Origin of the sequence: Streptomyces sp. NPDC008137 (assembly GCF_042957035.1) — a bacterium.
In the GTDB taxonomy this organism is placed as follows: domain Bacteria; phylum Actinomycetota; class Actinomycetes; order Streptomycetales; family Streptomycetaceae; genus Streptomyces.
On sequence record NZ_JBIBHN010000010.1, the window covers coordinates 107,437 to 124,195 of the forward strand.

Here is a 16,759-nt window from a genome sequence, read left to right on the forward strand (position 1 = left end):
GGACCGGCCGTTACGGATGTCACCGCGAGCAGGCACTATGGGCGGAAGAGCAGTTCACCCGCCGTATGTGAGGCGTTCGGCCCCGGGCCGGCCGGGCGATCATGGTGCGCAACGCGTACGAAATGGTGGTGTGGTGGGATGCTCAGGTGCCCGACCGCCTCCCGTGGTACGGAAGAGAAGGCGGCCTGACCAGCAAGGATGGGAAGCGGAAGATGGACAAGCAGCAGGAGTTCGTGCTCCGGACATTGGAGGAGCGCGACATCCGGTTCGTACGCCTGTGGTTCACGGACGTGCTGGGCTTCCTCAAGTCCGTCGCCGTGGCCCCGGCCGAGCTGGAGCAGGCCTTCGACGAGGGCATCGGCTTCGACGGCTCCGCGATCGAGGGCTTCGCCCGGGTCTACGAGTCCGACATGATCGCCAAGCCGGACCCGTCGACCTTCCAGATCCTGCCGTGGCGTGCGGAGGCCCCGGGCACGGCCCGCATGTTCTGCGACATCCTCATGCCGGACGGCTCCCCGTCCTTCGCCGACCCGCGCTACGTCCTCAAGCGCGCCCTGGCCCGCACCTCCGACCTGGGCTTCACGTTCTACACCCACCCGGAGATCGAGTTCTTCCTGCTGAAGGACCGCCCGCTGGACGGCTCCCGCCCCACTCCGGCCGACAACTCCGGCTACTTCGACCACACCCCGACCAACGTCGGCATGGACTTCCGCCGCCAGGCGATCACCATGCTGGAGTCGATGGGCATCTCGGTCGAGTTCTCCCACCACGAGGGCGCCCCGGGCCAGCAGGAGATCGACCTGCGGTACGCCGACGCGCTCTCCACGGCCGACAACATCATGACGTTCCGCCTGGTCATGAAGCAGGTGGCGCTGGAGCAGGGCGTCCAGGCGACCTTCATGCCGAAGCCGTTCTCCGAGCACCCGGGCAGCGGCATGCACACGCACCTGTCGCTCTTCGAGGGCGACCGCAACGCCTTCTACGAGTCCGGCTCGGAGTACCAGCTCTCGAAGGTGGGCCGCTCCTTCATCGCGGGCCTGCTGCGGCACGCGGCGGAGATCTCCGCGGTCACCAACCAGTGGGTCAACTCCTACAAGCGCATCTGGGGCGGCGCGGAGCGCACGGCGGGCGCGGGCGGCGAGGCCCCCTCGTACATCTGCTGGGGCCACAACAACCGCTCGGCGCTGGTCCGCGTCCCGATGTACAAGCCCGGCAAGACCGGCTCGGCGCGGGTGGAGGTCCGCTCCCTGGACTCGGGCGCGAACCCCTACCTGGCCTACGCCCTCCTCTTGGCCGCAGGCCTCAAGGGCATCGAGGAGGGCTACGAGCTCCCGCCCGGCGCCGAGGACGACGTCTGGGCCCTCTCCGACGCCGAGCGCCGCGCGATGGGCATCGAGCCGCTCCCGCAGAACCTCGGGGAGGCCCTGACCCTGATGGAGCGCAGCGACCTGGTCGCCGAGACCCTCGGCGAGCACGTCTTCGACTTCTTCCTGCGCAACAAGCGGCAGGAGTGGGAGGAGTACCGCAGCGAGGTCACGGCGTTCGAGCTGCGGAAGAATCTGCCGGCGCTGTAGGGGCGACTCAGAACCGCAGGGGGCCGACGGTCGCGACCGTCGGCCCCTCGTCCGTTCCTGCGGCGCCCGGCAGCGTCAGGCCCCCTGTCGCTTCAGTTCCGCCAGGAGCAGATGCAGCGGCTTCTCCGCCCGCTGCCGGTACTCCTGGATCGCCCAGCCGTTGCCGTCCGGGTCCTGGAAGTGCATGAATGTGGCGCCGTCGTCGGGGGCGTACTGGACCGGCTCCGAGACGTCGAGGCCGCGTTCGACGAGTTCCGCGTGGGCCGCCTTGATGTCGGCGACGCACAGTTGCAGGCCCTGGTAGGAGCCGGGGGCCGGGGTGGGGCCAGGGGTCATCTCCCAGATGGAGTCGCCGAGGGCGATCGAACAGCCGGAGCCGGGAGGCGTCAGCTGGACGATCCGCATCCCGGGCATGACCTCCTGGTCGATGTCCACGTGGAAGCCGACCTTGTCTCGGTAGAAGTCCCGGGCACGGTCGATGTCGGTCACGGGCAGCGGGATGACTTCAAGAGTGAAGTCCATGGCGTGACTCCTTTGACAGGCATCGGTGAAACCACCACCTTGTCTGGCTGGACGGCTCCACCTTACCGGCGATCTTGCGTGAAGGCCCCGGCGTTGACGCCGGGGATGAAACGCATTTCGGAACTGCCCTCACTGGCATCTTGGAGCGGACGAATCGCTGCTCGCTGTAGTGGCGGACGGTTGCCGGCGGTGCTCCACAGCAGGAGGCGGAGAAGTACGAGGGCGACCACAGGTGTCCGTGCATGGTGGCGCGGTTGATCCGGCCGGTGAACTCCTGGCCGATCCGGCGGGCGGAGACGCCTTGAGGCTGACCCGTTTTGAGACGGCGACCTTCGGTGCGTCGTGCACCAACAGGTGAACATGATCGTGTCGCCGTTGAACTCCCTCAGCTCCATAGAAGTCCTCGAACACGGTTGCTTACATCGTGAGCAATTTCGGTTGGATGTGATCTTTCGCCGTGAGCGGCCAGGAAGCATCCATACGGTGATCCGTATGCAGCTCCGCTACAACTTCCGGGCCTATCCGGATGCCTCCCAGCGCCGTGCGCTGGCCAAGGCGTTCGGGTGCGCCCGTGTGGTGTGGAACGACTGCCTGCGCGACCGGCAACAAGCGCACGCGGCGGGGCAGCCGTATGTGAAGTCGGCGGAGTTGTCCCGGCTTCGTATCACCCAGGCCAAGCGCACCGAGGAACGGGCCTGGCTCGCCGATGTGTCGGCAGTCGTCCTGCAGCAGTCCCTGCGGGACCTGGACACTGCCTACAAGAGCTTCTTCGACAGCCTGAGGGGTAAGCGGCACGGCGGGAAGGTGGGGCCGCCCCGCTATAAGTCGAAGAAGGACACTCGGCAGTCGATCCGCTTCACCACCAATGCCTTCTCCTTACAGGGCGACGGCACGGTGTATATGGCCAAGGTCGGCAATCTCAAGGTCAAGTGGTCCCGCCGCCTGCCGGCCGCGCCGACCTCCCTGACCGTCATCAAGGACAGTTGCGGCCGGTACTTCCTCAGCTTTGTCGTGGACACCGAGCTGGACATCCTCCCCGAGCTGGAGGCGGAGTCCGGTATCGATCTGGGTCTTTCCGCCTTCGCGGTTTTGTCCGACGGGCGGAAGATTGACAGCCCGCGCTTCCTGCGCAGGGCTGAGAAGAAGCTCAAGCGCCTTCAGCGGGAGCTTTCCCGCAAGGTCAGGGGGTCGAAGAACCGGGCCAAGGCCCGTATCAGGGTCGCGCGCCAGCACGCCAAGGTGGCCGACCGGCGCCTAGACTTCCACCACAAGGTTTCCACGCAGATCATTCGCGACAACCAAGCGGTGTACGTGGAAGACCTCGCGGTGTCCGGTCTCGGCCGCACCCGGCTCGCCAAGTCCGTGCACGACGCGGGATGGTCCGCGTTTGTTGGCATGCTGGAGTACAAGGCGGTCAAACACGGCCGCACCTTCGCCAAGGTGGACCGTGCCTTCCCGTCCACTCAGCTCTGCTCGGCTTGCGGATTTAGGGACGGCCCCAAACCGTTGCACGTCCGGGAGTGGATGTGCAGGGCGTGCGGCACCGTGCACGACCGTGACCACAACGCAGCCCGTAACGTCCTCGTCGAAGGACGCCGTATCGTCGCCGCCGGACGGGCGGAGACGCTAAACGCCTCGTGGAGCGCCGGTAAGACCAGGACGAAAGTCCCGGCACAGCGCGGTGAAGCAGGAAGCCTTCGGAAGGGTCAGCCGACCCAGGCCGGAATCCCAGGACTTCATGCCGGGGAGCACGTCAACGAAGCCGAAAACGGTGTGTGGCACCACCGCGTAGACGGCGGCGTGTCCCGCACCGTTCTCTCTGGTTCGTGATCGCTTCGTGCACTGTCGCATCACACGCGACCGCACCTGTTGCCACCTGCCGACCCCGGACTCAACGGCACGGACCATCATCAAGCAGACGGGCATGGCGGTCCCTCCTTGCCCTTGAGACAATGGGGGAGTACTGACCCCCGCCCGGCTGCACCGTCATGATCCAAAACAGCTCCGGTTGCCGTGAGCCGCACTCCGCCGTCGGCGACCGCGACGGAGCGCCCCCACAGGGGAGACCTGCCCCCGTCTGCCTGACGAACTCATCGGAGCCTCCACCGGGGTCTGCGGCTAGGCTCAAAGCCGTACGACCTTGATCCGAAGCAAGTCCGAGGCGAGTCCGAGGGAGGCCCGGGATGACGGCGGCGCCGGGGCGCAGGAGCAGTACCTTCACACGGCTGCTGCGGCACGGCTTCACGGACGCCTCCGCCGCCGAACGGCTCCTGGACAGTCCCGAGCTCGTGCTCCTGCGCGACGACCCGGTGCTGCTGGAAGCGCTGGGCGGGACCGCCGACCCCGATCTCGCCCTGCTCGGACTCGTCCGGCTGCTGGAGGCCCAGCGGGACCCCGGCGCGCGCCGGGAGCTGCTCGACACGCTGATCTCGTCCAAGCCGCTGCGCGACCGGCTGCTCGGCGTGCTGGGCGCCTCCACCGCCCTCGCCGACCATCTCACCCGGCACCCGGGCGACTGGCAGGCACTCGTCATGTACGAGGCGTACGACCTGCACCCCGGGGTGGAGGAGTTCGAGGCGGGCCTCGCGGAGGCCACCGACCCGGTCTCCCTGCGCGTCGCCTACCGGCGCTGCCTGCTGTCCATCGCGGCCCGGGACGTGTGCGGCACGACCGGCGTCGCCGAGTCCGCGGCCGAGCTCGCCGACCTCGCGACCGCCACCCTGCGCGCCGCCCTCGGTCTCGCCGAGGCCGCCGCGCCCGAGGACGCCGCCCTGTGCCGGCTCGCCGTCGTCGCGATGGGCAAGTGCGGCGGCCACGAGCTGAACTACGTCTCCGACGTGGACGTCATCTTCGTGGGGGAGGCGGTCGAGGGGGCCGACGAGACCAAGGCCGTGCGGGCCGCGACCCGGCTCGCCTCGCACATGATGCGGATCTGCTCGGAGACCACGGTCGAGGGCTCCATCTGGCCCGTGGACGCCAACCTCCGGCCCGAGGGCAGAAACGGTCCGCTCGTACGGACCCTCTCCAGCCACCTCGCCTACTACCAGCGCTGGGCCAAGACCTGGGAGTTCCAGGCGCTGCTCAAGGCCCGCCCGGTGGCCGGCGACCTCGACCTCGGCGCGGAGTACGTCGCCGCCGTCCAGCCCCTGGTGTGGAAGGCCGCCGAGCGCGAGAACTTCGTCCCCGACGTGCAGAAGATGCGCCGCCGGGTCGTGGAGAACATCCCCCTCGCCGAGGTCGACCGCCAGCTCAAGCTGGGCCCGGGCGGCCTCAGGGACGTCGAGTTCGCCGTGCAACTGCTCCAGCTGGTGCACGGCCGGACCGACACCTCCCTGCGCAGCGGCACCACCCTCGACGCGCTCAAGGCCCTCGCCTCCGGCGGCTACGTCGGCCGTGCCGACGCCGCCCAGCTCGACGAGGCCTACCGCTTCCTGCGCTCCATGGAGCACCGGATCCAGCTGTTCCGGCTGCGGCGGACGCACCTCGTCCCCGAGGACGAGGCCGAGCTGCGCCGCATCGGCCGCTCCCTCGGCCTGCGCGCCGACCCGGTCGCCGACCTGCACCGCGAGTGGCGGCGGCACGCCACCGTCGTACGCAGGCTGCACGAGAAGCTGTTCTACCGGCCGCTGCTGGACGCGGTCGCCCAGCTCGCCTCCGGAGAGGCCCGGCTCAGGCCCGAGGCGGCCCGGGAGCGCATGGTCGCCCTCGGCTACGCCGACCCCGCCTCCGCCCTGCGCCATCTGGAGGCGCTGGCCTCCGGCGTCACCCGCAAGGCCGCCATCCAGCGCACCCTGCTGCCCGTCCTGCTGGGCTGGTTCGCCGACTCCGCCGACCCGGACGCGGGCCTGCTCAACTTCCGCAAGGTGTCGGACGCCCTCGGCAAGACGCCCTGGTACCTGCGGCTGCTGCGGGACGAGGGCGCCGCCGCGCAGAACCTCGCCCGGGTGCTGTCCGCCGGGCGGCTCGCGCCCGACCTGCTGATGCGCGCCCCCGAGGCGGTGGCGCTGCTCGGCGACGGGGACGGCGGCGGTCTGGAGCCCCGCTCCCGCGCCCATCTGGAGCAGGAGATACTCGCCGCCGTGAAACGGGCCGACGGGGCCGCCCAAGCGGTCACCGCCGCACGCGGGGTGCGCCGCCGCGAGCTGTTCCGTACGGCCGCCGTCGACATCGTCGGCTCCTACGGCACCGAGGAGCAGCCCGCCGAGGCCGACCAGGGCGCGCTGGTGGACCGGGTCGGCGGCGCGGTGTCGGACCTGACGGCGGCGACGCTCGCCGGGACGCTCCGGGCGGTCGTGCGGGACGGCTGGGGCGATGACCTGCCCACCCGGTTCGCGATCATCGGCATGGGCCGCTTCGGAGGGCACGAACTGGGCTACGGCTCCGACGCGGACGTGCTCTTCGTGCACGAGCCGCGTGACGGCGTCGACGAGCACGAGGCCGGGCAGGCCGCCAACAAGGTCGTCTCCGAGATGCGCCGCCTGCTCCAGATCCCCAGCGCCGACCCGCCCCTGCTCATCGACGCCGACCTGCGCCCCGAAGGCAAGTCCGGGCCGCTCGTGCGGACCCTGAAGTCGTACGAGGCGTACTACCGCCGGTGGTCCCTGACCTGGGAGTCGCACGCGCTGCTGCGGGCCGTGCCCGTCGCCGGGGACGCGGACCTGGGCCGCCGGTTCATCGAGCTGATCGACCCGCTGCGCTACCGGGCGGACGGGCTCGACGACGAGGCCGTCCGCGAGATCCGGCGGCTCAAGGCCCGGATGGAGTCCGAGCGGCTGCCGCGCGGCGCCGACCCCAAACTCCACGCCAAGCTGGGGCCGGGCGGCCTCTCCGACGTGGAGTGGACCGTGCAGCTGCTGCAACTGCGGCACGGCTCGGCGGAGCCGGGCCTGCGCACCACCCGCACCCGGGAGGCCCTGGCCGCCGCCCGCACGGCCGGGCTCATCACGGAGGAGGACGCCGCGACCCTGGACGAGGCCTGGGTCCTCGCGACCCGCGTCCGCAACGCGGTGATGCTGGTCCGGGGCCGGGCCGGCGACACGTTCCCCACGGAGTCCCGCGAACTGGCGGCCGTCGGCCGTTACCTGGGCTACGGCCCCGGCCACGCGGGCGACATGCTCGACGCGTACCGCCGCACGGCGCGCAGGGCACGGGGCGTGGTGGAGGAACTCTTCTACGGGGCGACGGAGCGCTAGGGCCTGTCGTTTGGATCACGGCGCAGGGAATCGGCAGCACTTCTTCGACGCCGGTGAGCGGGGCCTGGTGCGTGCAGATGCAAGGCGGAGGAGGGAGTCGACGCGATGGGGCCCCGCCCGCGCGAGCGAAGCCGAGCGTGGGGGAGTCGGCGACCGACGAGAACGCGGCAGATGTGCGTGCCAGGCCCCGCGTCTGCGGCGTGATCCAAACGACAGGCCCTAGTCCGACGGCCCCGGGCCGGCCCCCACCCGCACGCGGTGCCCTGGCGAGGTAGCCCTCGCCGGGACCAGGCGCGGCAGCGCGTACGGCTGGGTGCCGTACCAGAGCCTCGCCACCCCGAAGCCGAAGGCCAGGCAGAGCAGGCCGCCCACCGCGTCGAGCCAGAAGTGGTTCGCGGTGGCGACGATGACCACCAGGGTCAGCATCGGGTACAGCAGGCCCAGCACCCGCACCCAGGGGACCGTCGCCAGGGCGAAGATCGTCAGGCCGCACCACAGGGACCAGCCGATGTGCATCGACGGCATCGCGGCGTACTGGTTGGACATGTGCTTCAGGTCGCCGGAGGCCATCGATCCCCAGGTCTGGTGGACCATGACGGTGTCGATGAAACCGCTGCCGTTCATCAGGCGCGGGGGCGCCAGCGGATACAGGTAGTAGCCGACCAGGGCGACGGCGGTGGTCGCGAACAGCACCAGCCGGGTCGCCGCGTACCGGCCGGGATGCCAACGGAACAGCCACACGAGCACACCCAGCGTCACCACGAAGTGCAGCGTCGCGTAGTAGTAGTTCATGCCGATGATCAGCCAAGTCACCGTGTTCACGGCGTGATTGACCGACTCCTCCACGGCGATGCCCAGCTGGTGCTCGGCCTTCCAGATCCAGTCGGCGTTGCGCAGCGCCTCGGTCTTCTGCTCGGGCACGGCATTGCGGATCAGCGAATACGTCCAGTAACTCACCGCGATCAGCAGGATCTCGAACCAGAACCGGGGCCGGCGCGGGGCGCGCGGCCGACGCGATGGACCCGTGCCGCTCTCGGCCGTAACGGGCTGCGGAAGGGCCGATTCCCGGCCTTCCGGCTTCGTCACGGTCGTTTCACCCATAGGCACAAAGTCTGCCAGAAAAGGACTTCCCCACCGATCATCCCCCGGCCGGGCCCGGGTCGCATGTTCTCCCTACGGCGAGATCAGGCGATGACCTCAGGAACGGCCGCGATCCCCGGGTGCGGACGCGGTCGAACCGCGCACGACCAGCTCCGGCATGAACACGAACTCGCTGTGGGGGGCCGGGGTGCCGCCGATCTCCTCCAGCAGGGTGCGGACGGCCGCCTGGCCCATCGCCGGGACCGGCTTGCGGATGGTGGTCAGCGGCGGATCGGTGAACGCGATCAGCGGAGAGTCGTCGAAGCCGACCACCGAGACGTCCTTCGGCACGTCCAGGCCCAGCTGCCGCGCCGCCCTGATCGCGCCCAGCGCCATCATGTCGCTCGCGCACACCACGGCCGTGCAGTTCCGCTCGATCAACGCCGTCGTCGCGGCCTGGCCGCCCTCCAGGGTGTACAGGGAGTGCTGGACCAGCTCCGACTCGACGGCCTCGGCGCCCAGGCCCAACTGGTCCTGCATCGTGCGCACGAACCCCTCGATCTTGCGCTGCACCGGCACGAACCGCTTCGGCCCCAGGGCCAGCCCGATCCGCTGGTGTCCCAGGGACACCAGGTGCGTGACCGCCAGGCTCATCGCGGCACGGTCGTCGGGGGAGATGAACGGCGCCTGCACCTTCGGCGAGAAACCGTCGACCAGCACGTACGGCACGCCCTGCGCGCGCAGCCGGTCGTAGCGCTGCATGTCGGCGGTGGTGTCCGCGTGCAGCCCGGAGACGTAGATGATCCCGGCGACCCCGCGGTCGACGAGCATCTCCGTGAGCTCGTCCTCCGTCGAGCCGCCCGGCGTCTGGGTGGCGAGGACGGGCGTGTAGCCCTGCCTCGTCAGCGCCTGGCCGATGACCTGGGCCAGGGCCGGGAAGATCGGGTTCTCCAGCTCGGGGGTGATCAGGCCGACCAGGCCCTCGCTGCGCTGGCGCAGGCGCACCGGGCGTTCGTAGCCCAGCACGTCGAGGGCGGCCAGCACGGACTGGCGGGTGGTGGCGGCGACGCCCGGCTTCCCGTTGAGGACGCGGCTGACCGTCGCTTCGCTCACCCCCGCCTGGGCGGCGATGTCGGCAAGCCGTGTGGTCACAGCACCGGACTGTAGCGGCCGGGGCTCTCCATGCGCACCGACGGGACGCCTGGTGCGTGCCGTCCCACGGCCGGCTGCGGGTTGCTGGGTCATCGCGGTCCCCAAAGAGTCGAGAAGAGGTCGTGGCCGGCGTCCGATCCGCAACGGATGATTCCCCCGGCGGAAGCGGATGGCAAGTGCTTGCAGAGTCTTGCACAGCTGTCCGACTCCCCGCCGAACAGCCGGAAATCCGGGTCCCGCAGGGGCAGAGGTGAGGTCACGGCGGGGTAACCATCCGCACCGCTTGCAACTTTTTGCTGCAAGGTCTTTCGCAAGTCCGTGAAGCGCGGCTAATCTCACCGACGCCCGGCGGCCAACGGCGCAGTCGGCAGCACGAACGGGCTGACCCTCAAGGAGAACTCATGCGGCGTGGCATAGCGGCCACCGCGCTGGTGGCGTCCCTCGCCCTGGCGGCGACGGCGTGCGGCGGAAGCGACAGCGGCGGCGAGGCCGGCGGCCCGGTCACCATCACCTGGTGGGACACCTCCAACGCGACCAACGAGGCGCCGACGTACAAGGCCCTGGTCAAGGAGTTCGAGGCCGCCCACAAGGACGTCAAGGTCAACTACGTCAACGTCCCCTTCGACCAGGCGCAGAACAAGTTCGACACCGCCGCCGGTTCCAAGGGCGCCCCCGACGTGCTGCGTTCCGAGGTCGGCTGGACCCCCGCCTTCGCCAAGAAGGGCTTCTTCGCGCCGCTCGACGGCACCGAGGCCCTCGCCGAGCAGGACAAGTTCCAGCCCAGCCTGATCGAGCAGGCCAAGTACGAGGGCAAGACCTACGGCGTCCCCTTCACCACGGACACCCTCGCCCTCGTCTACAACAAGGCCCTGTTCGAGAAGGCCGGCGTCGAGGCCCCCAAGACCTGGGACGACCTGAAGAAGGCCGCTGCCACGATCAAGGACAAGACCGGCGTCGACGGCTACTGGGGCTCCACCCAGGCCTACTACGCGCAGAGCTTCCTCTACGGCGAGGGCGCCGACACCGTCGACGTCGACGCCAAGAAGATCACCGTGACCTCGCCGGAGGCCAAGAAGGCCTACGGCACCTGGCAGAGCCTCTTCAAGGGCAAGGGCCTGCACAAGGCCGACACCACCGCCGACGCCTACGCCCACATCCAGGAGGCGTTCGTCAGCGGCAAGGTCGCCTCGATCGTCCAGGGCCCGTGGGAGATCACCAACTTCTACAAGGGCTCCGCCTTCAAGGACAAGAACAACCTCGGCATCGCCACCGTCCCGGCCGGCTCCACCGGCAAGGCGGGCGCCCCGACCGGCGGCCACAACCTCTCCGTGTACGCGGGCTCGGACAAGGCCCACCAGGAGGCCTCGCTGAAGTTCGTGAAGTTCATGACCTCGGCCAAGGCCCAGGAGACCATCGCGCTGAAGAACAACACGCTCCCCACCCGCGAGGACGCCTACACCGCCGAGGTCAAGGCCGACCCCGGCATCGCCGGCTACCAGGGCGTGCTGTCCGCCGCCCAGCCGCGCCCGGCGCTGCCCGAGTACAGCTCCCTGTGGGGCCCGCTGGACGACGAGCTGATCGAGATCGCCGGCGGCAAGGAGTCGCTGGACAAGGGCCTCGGCGACGCCGAGACCGCCATCACCAAGCTGGTGCCCGACTTCTCCAAGTGACGGCCGCCGGCCCGCGCCCGGGCAGTCCCCTGAGGGCTGCCCGGGCGGCCCCCTTGACCTCCTTGAACCTCCAGAAGGTGCCGAACCATGACAGTCGTCATCGACCGAGCGACCGGCAAGCGGCGCGGTGAGCGGGAACCGCGTCCCGGGCCGGGCCGGCGGCTGAAGAACGGCTTCCACAAGCACTGGTACGCCTACGCGATGGTCGCCCCGGTGGCGATCGTCCTCGCCGTCCTGGTGCTGTACCCGCTTGGCTACGGCCTGTACCTCACGCTCACCGACGCCACCAGCCTCAACACCGCCCGCACGATCGGCGTCAACGAGATCGACGCCACCTACAAGTTCATCGGCCTGGACAACTACGCCGACATCCTGTGGGGCCCGACGGCGTACGACCGATTCTGGTCGCACTTCCTGTGGACGGTCTTCTGGACGGCCGCCTGTGTCACCCTGCACTACGGCATCGGCCTCGGCCTGGCGCTGCTGCTCAACCAGAAGCTGCGCGGACGCACCCTCTACCGGATGATCCTGGTGCTGCCCTGGGCGGTGCCGACCTTCGTCACCGTCTTCGGCTGGCGGTTCATGCTCGCCGACGGCGGCATCATCAACTCCGGCCTGGAGTTCCTGCATCTGCCGACGCCGCTGTGGCTTGAGGACACCTTCTGGCAGCGGTTCTCCGCGATCATGGTCAACACCTGGTGCGGTGTGCCGTTCATGATGGTCTCGCTGCTGGGCGGACTGCAGTCGATCGACGCGAGCCTGTACGAGGCCTCCGAGATGGACGGCGCGAGCGCCTGGCAGCGGTTCCGCTACGTCACCCTGCCCGGCCTCAGGTCCGTCAGCACGACGGTCGTACTCCTCGGCGTCATCTGGACCTTCAACCAGTTCGCCATCATCTTCCTGTTGTTCGGCAACACCGCGCCCGACGCCCAGATCCTCGTGACCTGGGCCTACCAGCTGGGCTTCGGTCAGCAGCCGCGCGACTACGCCCAGTCCGCCGCCTACGGAATCCTCCTCCTGTCCCTCCTGATCGTCTTCACCTCGTTCTACCGCCGCTGGCTAAACCGCAACGAGCAGCAGCTCGCGATCTGAGGAAGGAGTTCCCATGAGTACGACGCGTACCACCACCGTCGAGACCCCCGCCGAGGCCGGCGAGCGGCGCCCCGCGGGCGACCCGCGCAAGTCCCGCCGCCGCGGGGAGCAGAGCCGCGCGGCCTCCCTCGCCTCGCACGCCGTGCTGATCGGCGCGAGCCTGACCGCGCTCTTCCCGATCGCCTGGCTGGTCTTCCTGTCCCTCGGCCCGGACAAGGACGACTACCTCCACCCCGGGCGCATCTGGAGCAAGATGACGCTCGACAACTACACCTTCGTCCTCAAGGACACGAGCTTCTTCGACTGGCTGACGAGCACGCTGGTCGTGGTGCTGGGCACCACGCTCATCGGCGTCGTCGTCGCGGCGTCCACCGGCTACGCGGTCTCCCGCATGCGCTTCCCCGGCTACCGGAAGCTGATGTGGGCGTTGCTGGTCACCCAGATGTTCCCCATCGCGGTACTGGTCGTGCCGATGTACCAGATCCTCTCGGATCTCCAGCTCATCGACAGCTACCTTGGTCTCATCCTTGTCAACTGCACCACGATCGTGCCGTACTGCGCCTGGCTGATGAAGGGCTATTTCGACACCATCCCGTTCGAGATCGACGAGGCCGGACGCGTCGACGGGCTGACCCCCTTCGGCACTTTCGCGCGGCTCATCCTGCCGCTCGCGAAGCCCGGCCTCGCGGTCGCGGCGTTCTACAGCTTCCTCACGGCCTTCGGGGAGGTCGCGTTCGCCTCGACGTTCATGCTGAGCGACGACAAGTACACCTTTGCCGTCGGTCTGCAGACCTTTGTGAGCGAGCATGACGCTCAGCGGAACCTGATGGCCGCGACGGCTGTGCTGATCGCGATACCGGCCGCCCTGTTCTTCTATCTCGTGCAGAAGAACCTGGTGACCGGGCTTACCGCCGGTGGCACCAAGGGGTGACGCACGCTCCGCTGGTCGAGCCGGTAGGGGCCGTCGCTCGGCTGCGGCGCCGTCGTGGCCGGTCGCGCAGTTCCCCGCGCCCCTGGGGCACTGCCGAACCGCCCTCCAGAAGCACGAGGCGGCCGTGGTGCCCATCCGACCCCGCTGTGCCGCGGCCGCCTCGTCACCCCCACTCACACCTCACATGACCACGCCCCTGTTACGCACCAAGGACGACATGAGCCAGCAGCCCTTTGCCGCCCCTGCCATGACCCCCACCGTCGCCAAGCGCCGCGACTGGTGGCGGGACGCGGTGATCTACCAGGTGTACCCGCGCAGCTTCGCCGACAGCGACGGCGACGGCATGGGCGACCTGGAAGGTGTCCGCACCCGTCTGCCGTATCTGCGCGACCTCGGCGTGGACGCCGTGTGGCTCAGCCCCTTCTACGCCTCGCCGCAGGCCGACGCCGGCTACGACGTCGCCGACTACCGGGCCGTCGACCCCATGTTCGGCAACCTCCTGGACGCCGACGCGCTGATCCGCGACGCCCACGAGCTGGGCCTCAGGATCATCGTCGACCTGGTCCCGAACCACTCCTCCGACCAGCACGAGTGGTTCAAGCGGGCCGTCGCCGAGGGCCCCGGCTCCCCGCTGCGCGAGCGCTACCACTTCCGCCCCGGCAAGGGGAAGAACGGCGAACTGCCGCCCAACGACTGGGAGTCGATCTTCGGCGGCCCGGCGTGGACCCGGGTCACCGAACCCGACGGCACGCCCGGCGAGTGGTACCTGCACCTCTTCGCCCCCGAGCAGCCCGACTTCAACTGGGAGCACCCGGCGGTCGGCGACGAGTTCCGCTCCATCCTGCGCTTCTGGCTGGACATGGGCGTCGACGGCTTCCGTATCGACGTCGCCCACGGTCTCGTGAAGGCGGAAGGGCTGCCCGACCTTGGATCCCACGACCAGGTGAAGCTGCTGGGCAACGATGTCATGCCGTTCTTCGACCAGGAGGGCGTGCACGAGATCTACCGGCAGTGGCGGCTCGTCCTCGACGAGTACGCGGGGGAGAGGATCTTCGTCGCCGAGGCCTGGACCCCGACCATCGAGCGCACCGCCCACTACGTCCGCCCGGACGAGCTGCACCAGGCGTTCAACTTCCAGTACCTCAGCACCCACTGGGACGCCCAGGAACTGCGCGAGGTCATCGACCGCACCCTGGACGCCATGCGCCCGGTCGGCGCACCCGCCACCTGGGTGCTGTCCAACCACGACGTGACCCGGCACGCCACCCGCTTCGCCAACCCGGCGGGGCTCGGCACCCAGATCCGGCTGGCCGGCGACCGGGAACTCGGGCTGCGCAGGGCCCGCGCCGCGTCCCTGCTCATGCTGGCGCTGCCCGGCTCGGCCTACGTCTACCAGGGCGAGGAGCTAGGGCTGCCCGACGTCGTCGACCTGCCGGACGAGGTGCGTCAGGACCCGGCGTACTTCCGGGGCGCCGGCCAGGACGGCTTCCGTGACGGGTGCCGGGTGCCGATCCCGTGGACCCGGACCGGCTCGTCGTACGGCTTCGGCGACGGGGGCAGCTGGCTGCCGCAGCCGGACGGCTGGGGCGAGCTGAGCGTCGAGGCGCAGACCGGGCAGCCCGGCTCGACCCTGGAGCTGTACCGCGCCGCGCTCGCCGTGCGCCGCGAGCAGCCCGACCTCGGCGCCGGTACGTCCGTGGAGTGGCTGCGGGCGCCCGAGGGCGTGCTCGCCTTCCGGCGCGGGGAGTTCGTGTGCGTCGCGAACACCACCGGCGAGTCGGTGGCGATGCCGGCGTACGGCCGGGTGCTGGTCGCGAGCGGCGAGGTCGTCCTGGTCGACGACGAGGCGAAGGTGCCGGCCGACAGCACCGTGTGGTGGACCACGGCGATCGCGGGGGACCGCGCCTGATTTTCCTTTGAATTTCGTACGGCCCGCTGCCCTTTCGGGTGGCGGGCCTCTACTATCTGCGTCACCGCAAGGTTTCTGAACCTTGCTGCAAGAACCTTCAACGAAGAAGGAAACCCCACATGGCACGCAGATACCTCGCCTCCGCCGTCGCGCTCGCCGCGGCTGCGGTTGTCATGAACCCAACGAGTGCGCAGGCCTCCCCACCTGGCACCAAGGACGTCACCGCCGTCCTCTTCGAGTGGAACTTCGCCTCCGTCGCCCGCGAGTGCACCAACACGCTCGGGCCCGCCGGATACGGCTACGTCCAGGTCTCCCCGCCCGCCGAGCACATACAGGGCTCCCAGTGGTGGACCTCGTACCAGCCGGTCAGCTACAAGATCGCCGGCCGGCTCGGCGACCGCACGGCCTTCCGGAACATGGTGAACACCTGCCACGCGGCCGGTGTGAAGGTCGTCGCCGACACGGTCGTCAACCACATGGCGGCGGGCGACGGCACCGGTACCGGCGGCTCGTCGTACGGCAAGTACACCTACCCGGGTCTGTACTCCGCGCCCGACTTCGACGACTGCACCGCCCGGATCGGCAACTACCAGGACCGCTGGAACGTCCAGCACTGCGAACTGGTCGGCCTCTCCGACCTCGACACCGGCGAGGACTACGTGCGCGGCGCGATCGCCGGGTACATGAACGACCTGCTCTCCCTCGGTGTCGACGGCTTCCGTATCGACGCGGCCAAGCACATGGACACGGCCGACCTGGCGAACATCAAGTCCCGGCTGAGCAACCCGTCGGCGTACTGGAAGCAGGAGGTCATCTACGGCTCCGGCGAGGCGGTCCAGCCCACCGAATACACGAGTAACGGCGACGTCCAGGAGTTCCGCTACGCCTACGACCTCAAGCGGGTCTTCAACAACGAGAACCTCGCCTATCTGAAGAACTACGGCGAGGGCTGGGGCTACATGAACAGCGGAGTCTCCGGCGTCTTCGTCGACAACCACGACACCGAGCGCAACGGCAGCACCCTGAGCTACAAGGACAACGCGAACTACACCCTGGCCAACGTCTTCATGCTCGCCTGGCCCTACGGCGCCCCGGACATCAACTCCGGCTACGAGTTCTCCGACCACGACGCCGGCCCGCCGGGCGGCGGCCAGGTGAACGCCTGCTGGCAGGACGGCTGGAAGTGCCAGCACAACTGGCCGGAGATCAAGTCGATGGTCGCCTTCCGCAACGCCACGCGGGGCGAGGCCGTCACCAACTGGTGGGACAACGGAGGCGACGCCATCGCGTTCGGGCGGGGAAGCAAGGGCTTCGTGGCCATCAACCACGAGTCGGGCTCGCTGAGCCGGACGTACCAGACGTCGCTGCCGGCGGGGACGTACTGCGACGTGCAGAACAACACCGCCGTGACCGTGAACTCCAGTGGTCGGTTCACCGCCACCCTGGGCCCCCATACCGCCCTGGCGATCCACGCAGGCAAGTCCAGCTGCTGATCCGCGTCGGGACGAACTGCCCGGCACGCGTGCTCACGCGTGCCGGGCGGGCTGACCGTCCCTCCCGCCCCAACCGCCTTGCGGATCTGCCCACCGCCGTGCCCGCACCACCGCGGCTCCTGGCCGGGCTGCCGGTGAAGGGCC

The 16,759-nt window shown here is 69.4% G+C and carries 12 protein-coding genes; 8 read left to right on the forward strand and 4 right to left on the reverse strand.

The annotated features are described in order from the left end of the window. Positions 1–212 precede the first annotated feature (212 nt). Positions 213–1,574, forward strand: coding sequence for a type I glutamate--ammonia ligase (gene glnA, locus ACFZBT_RS18950; RefSeq protein WP_184596240.1), 1,362 nt, complete (start codon positions 213–215; stop codon positions 1,572–1,574). 75 nt (positions 1,575–1,649) lie between these two features. Here the strand turns inward: glnA and ACFZBT_RS18955 are convergent, their stop codons facing one another. Continuing rightward, positions 1,650–2,096, reverse strand: a complete 447-nt coding sequence (locus tag ACFZBT_RS18955; protein ID WP_391104723.1) for a VOC family protein — start codon at positions 2,094–2,096, stop codon at positions 1,650–1,652. Further along, positions 2,080–2,340, reverse strand: coding sequence for a hypothetical protein (locus ACFZBT_RS18960; protein ID WP_391104725.1), 261 nt, complete (start codon positions 2,338–2,340; stop codon positions 2,080–2,082). Before ACFZBT_RS18960 ends, ACFZBT_RS18955 begins: the two co-directional genes overlap by 17 nt. 248 nt (positions 2,341–2,588) lie before the next feature. Here ACFZBT_RS18960 and ACFZBT_RS18965 point away from each other — a divergent pair, with 248 nt between their 5' ends. Further along, positions 2,589–3,926: an RNA-guided endonuclease TnpB family protein gene (locus ACFZBT_RS18965; protein WP_391104727.1), complete on the forward strand. Its 1,338-nt coding sequence runs from the start codon at positions 2,589–2,591 to the stop codon at positions 3,924–3,926. A gap of 353 nt (positions 3,927–4,279) precedes the next feature. Further along, positions 4,280–7,288, forward strand: coding sequence for a bifunctional [glutamine synthetase] adenylyltransferase/[glutamine synthetase]-adenylyl-L-tyrosine phosphorylase (locus tag ACFZBT_RS18970; protein WP_391104729.1), 3,009 nt, complete (start codon positions 4,280–4,282; stop codon positions 7,286–7,288). A gap of 219 nt (positions 7,289–7,507) precedes the next feature. Here ACFZBT_RS18970 and ACFZBT_RS18975 read toward each other — a convergent pair whose 3' ends face one another. Further along, the gene (locus tag ACFZBT_RS18975; protein ID WP_391104731.1) at positions 7,508–8,389 is read right to left on the reverse strand and encodes a phosphatase PAP2 family protein; all 882 of its coding nucleotides are present in this window, start codon (positions 8,387–8,389) and stop codon (positions 7,508–7,510) included. 96 nt (positions 8,390–8,485) lie between these two features. Then, positions 8,486–9,520: a substrate-binding domain-containing protein gene (locus tag ACFZBT_RS18980; protein WP_391104733.1), complete on the reverse strand. Its 1,035-nt coding sequence runs from the start codon at positions 9,518–9,520 to the stop codon at positions 8,486–8,488. 401 nt (positions 9,521–9,921) lie between these two features. On the opposite strand from ACFZBT_RS18980, the gene ACFZBT_RS18985 reads away from it, so the two are divergent. From ACFZBT_RS18985 to ACFZBT_RS19005, 5 genes are all read left to right on the forward strand, one after another. Next, a complete protein-coding gene (locus ACFZBT_RS18985) occupies positions 9,922–11,190 on the forward strand; it encodes an extracellular solute-binding protein (RefSeq protein ID WP_391104736.1) in 1,269 nt (422 codons plus the stop codon). 87 nt (positions 11,191–11,277) lie between these two features. After that, on the forward strand, positions 11,278–12,282 hold the full coding sequence (locus tag ACFZBT_RS18990) for an ABC transporter permease subunit (protein WP_391104739.1): 1,005 nt from the start codon (positions 11,278–11,280) through the stop codon (positions 12,280–12,282). 13 nt (positions 12,283–12,295) lie between these two features. Beyond that, on the forward strand, positions 12,296–13,213 hold the full coding sequence (locus tag ACFZBT_RS18995) for an ABC transporter permease subunit (RefSeq protein ID WP_391104741.1): 918 nt from the start codon (positions 12,296–12,298) through the stop codon (positions 13,211–13,213). Positions 13,214–13,430: 217 nt separating this feature from the next. After that, positions 13,431–15,122 (forward strand): alpha-amylase family glycosyl hydrolase, encoded by a 1,692-nt coding sequence (locus ACFZBT_RS19000; protein ID WP_391104950.1) that lies wholly within the window; start codon positions 13,431–13,433, stop codon positions 15,120–15,122. Between the two features lie 119 nt (positions 15,123–15,241). Continuing rightward, positions 15,242–16,615 (forward strand): alpha-amylase family glycosyl hydrolase, encoded by a 1,374-nt coding sequence (locus ACFZBT_RS19005; protein ID WP_391104744.1) that lies wholly within the window; start codon positions 15,242–15,244, stop codon positions 16,613–16,615. The last annotated feature ends 144 nt before the right edge of the window (positions 16,616–16,759 follow it).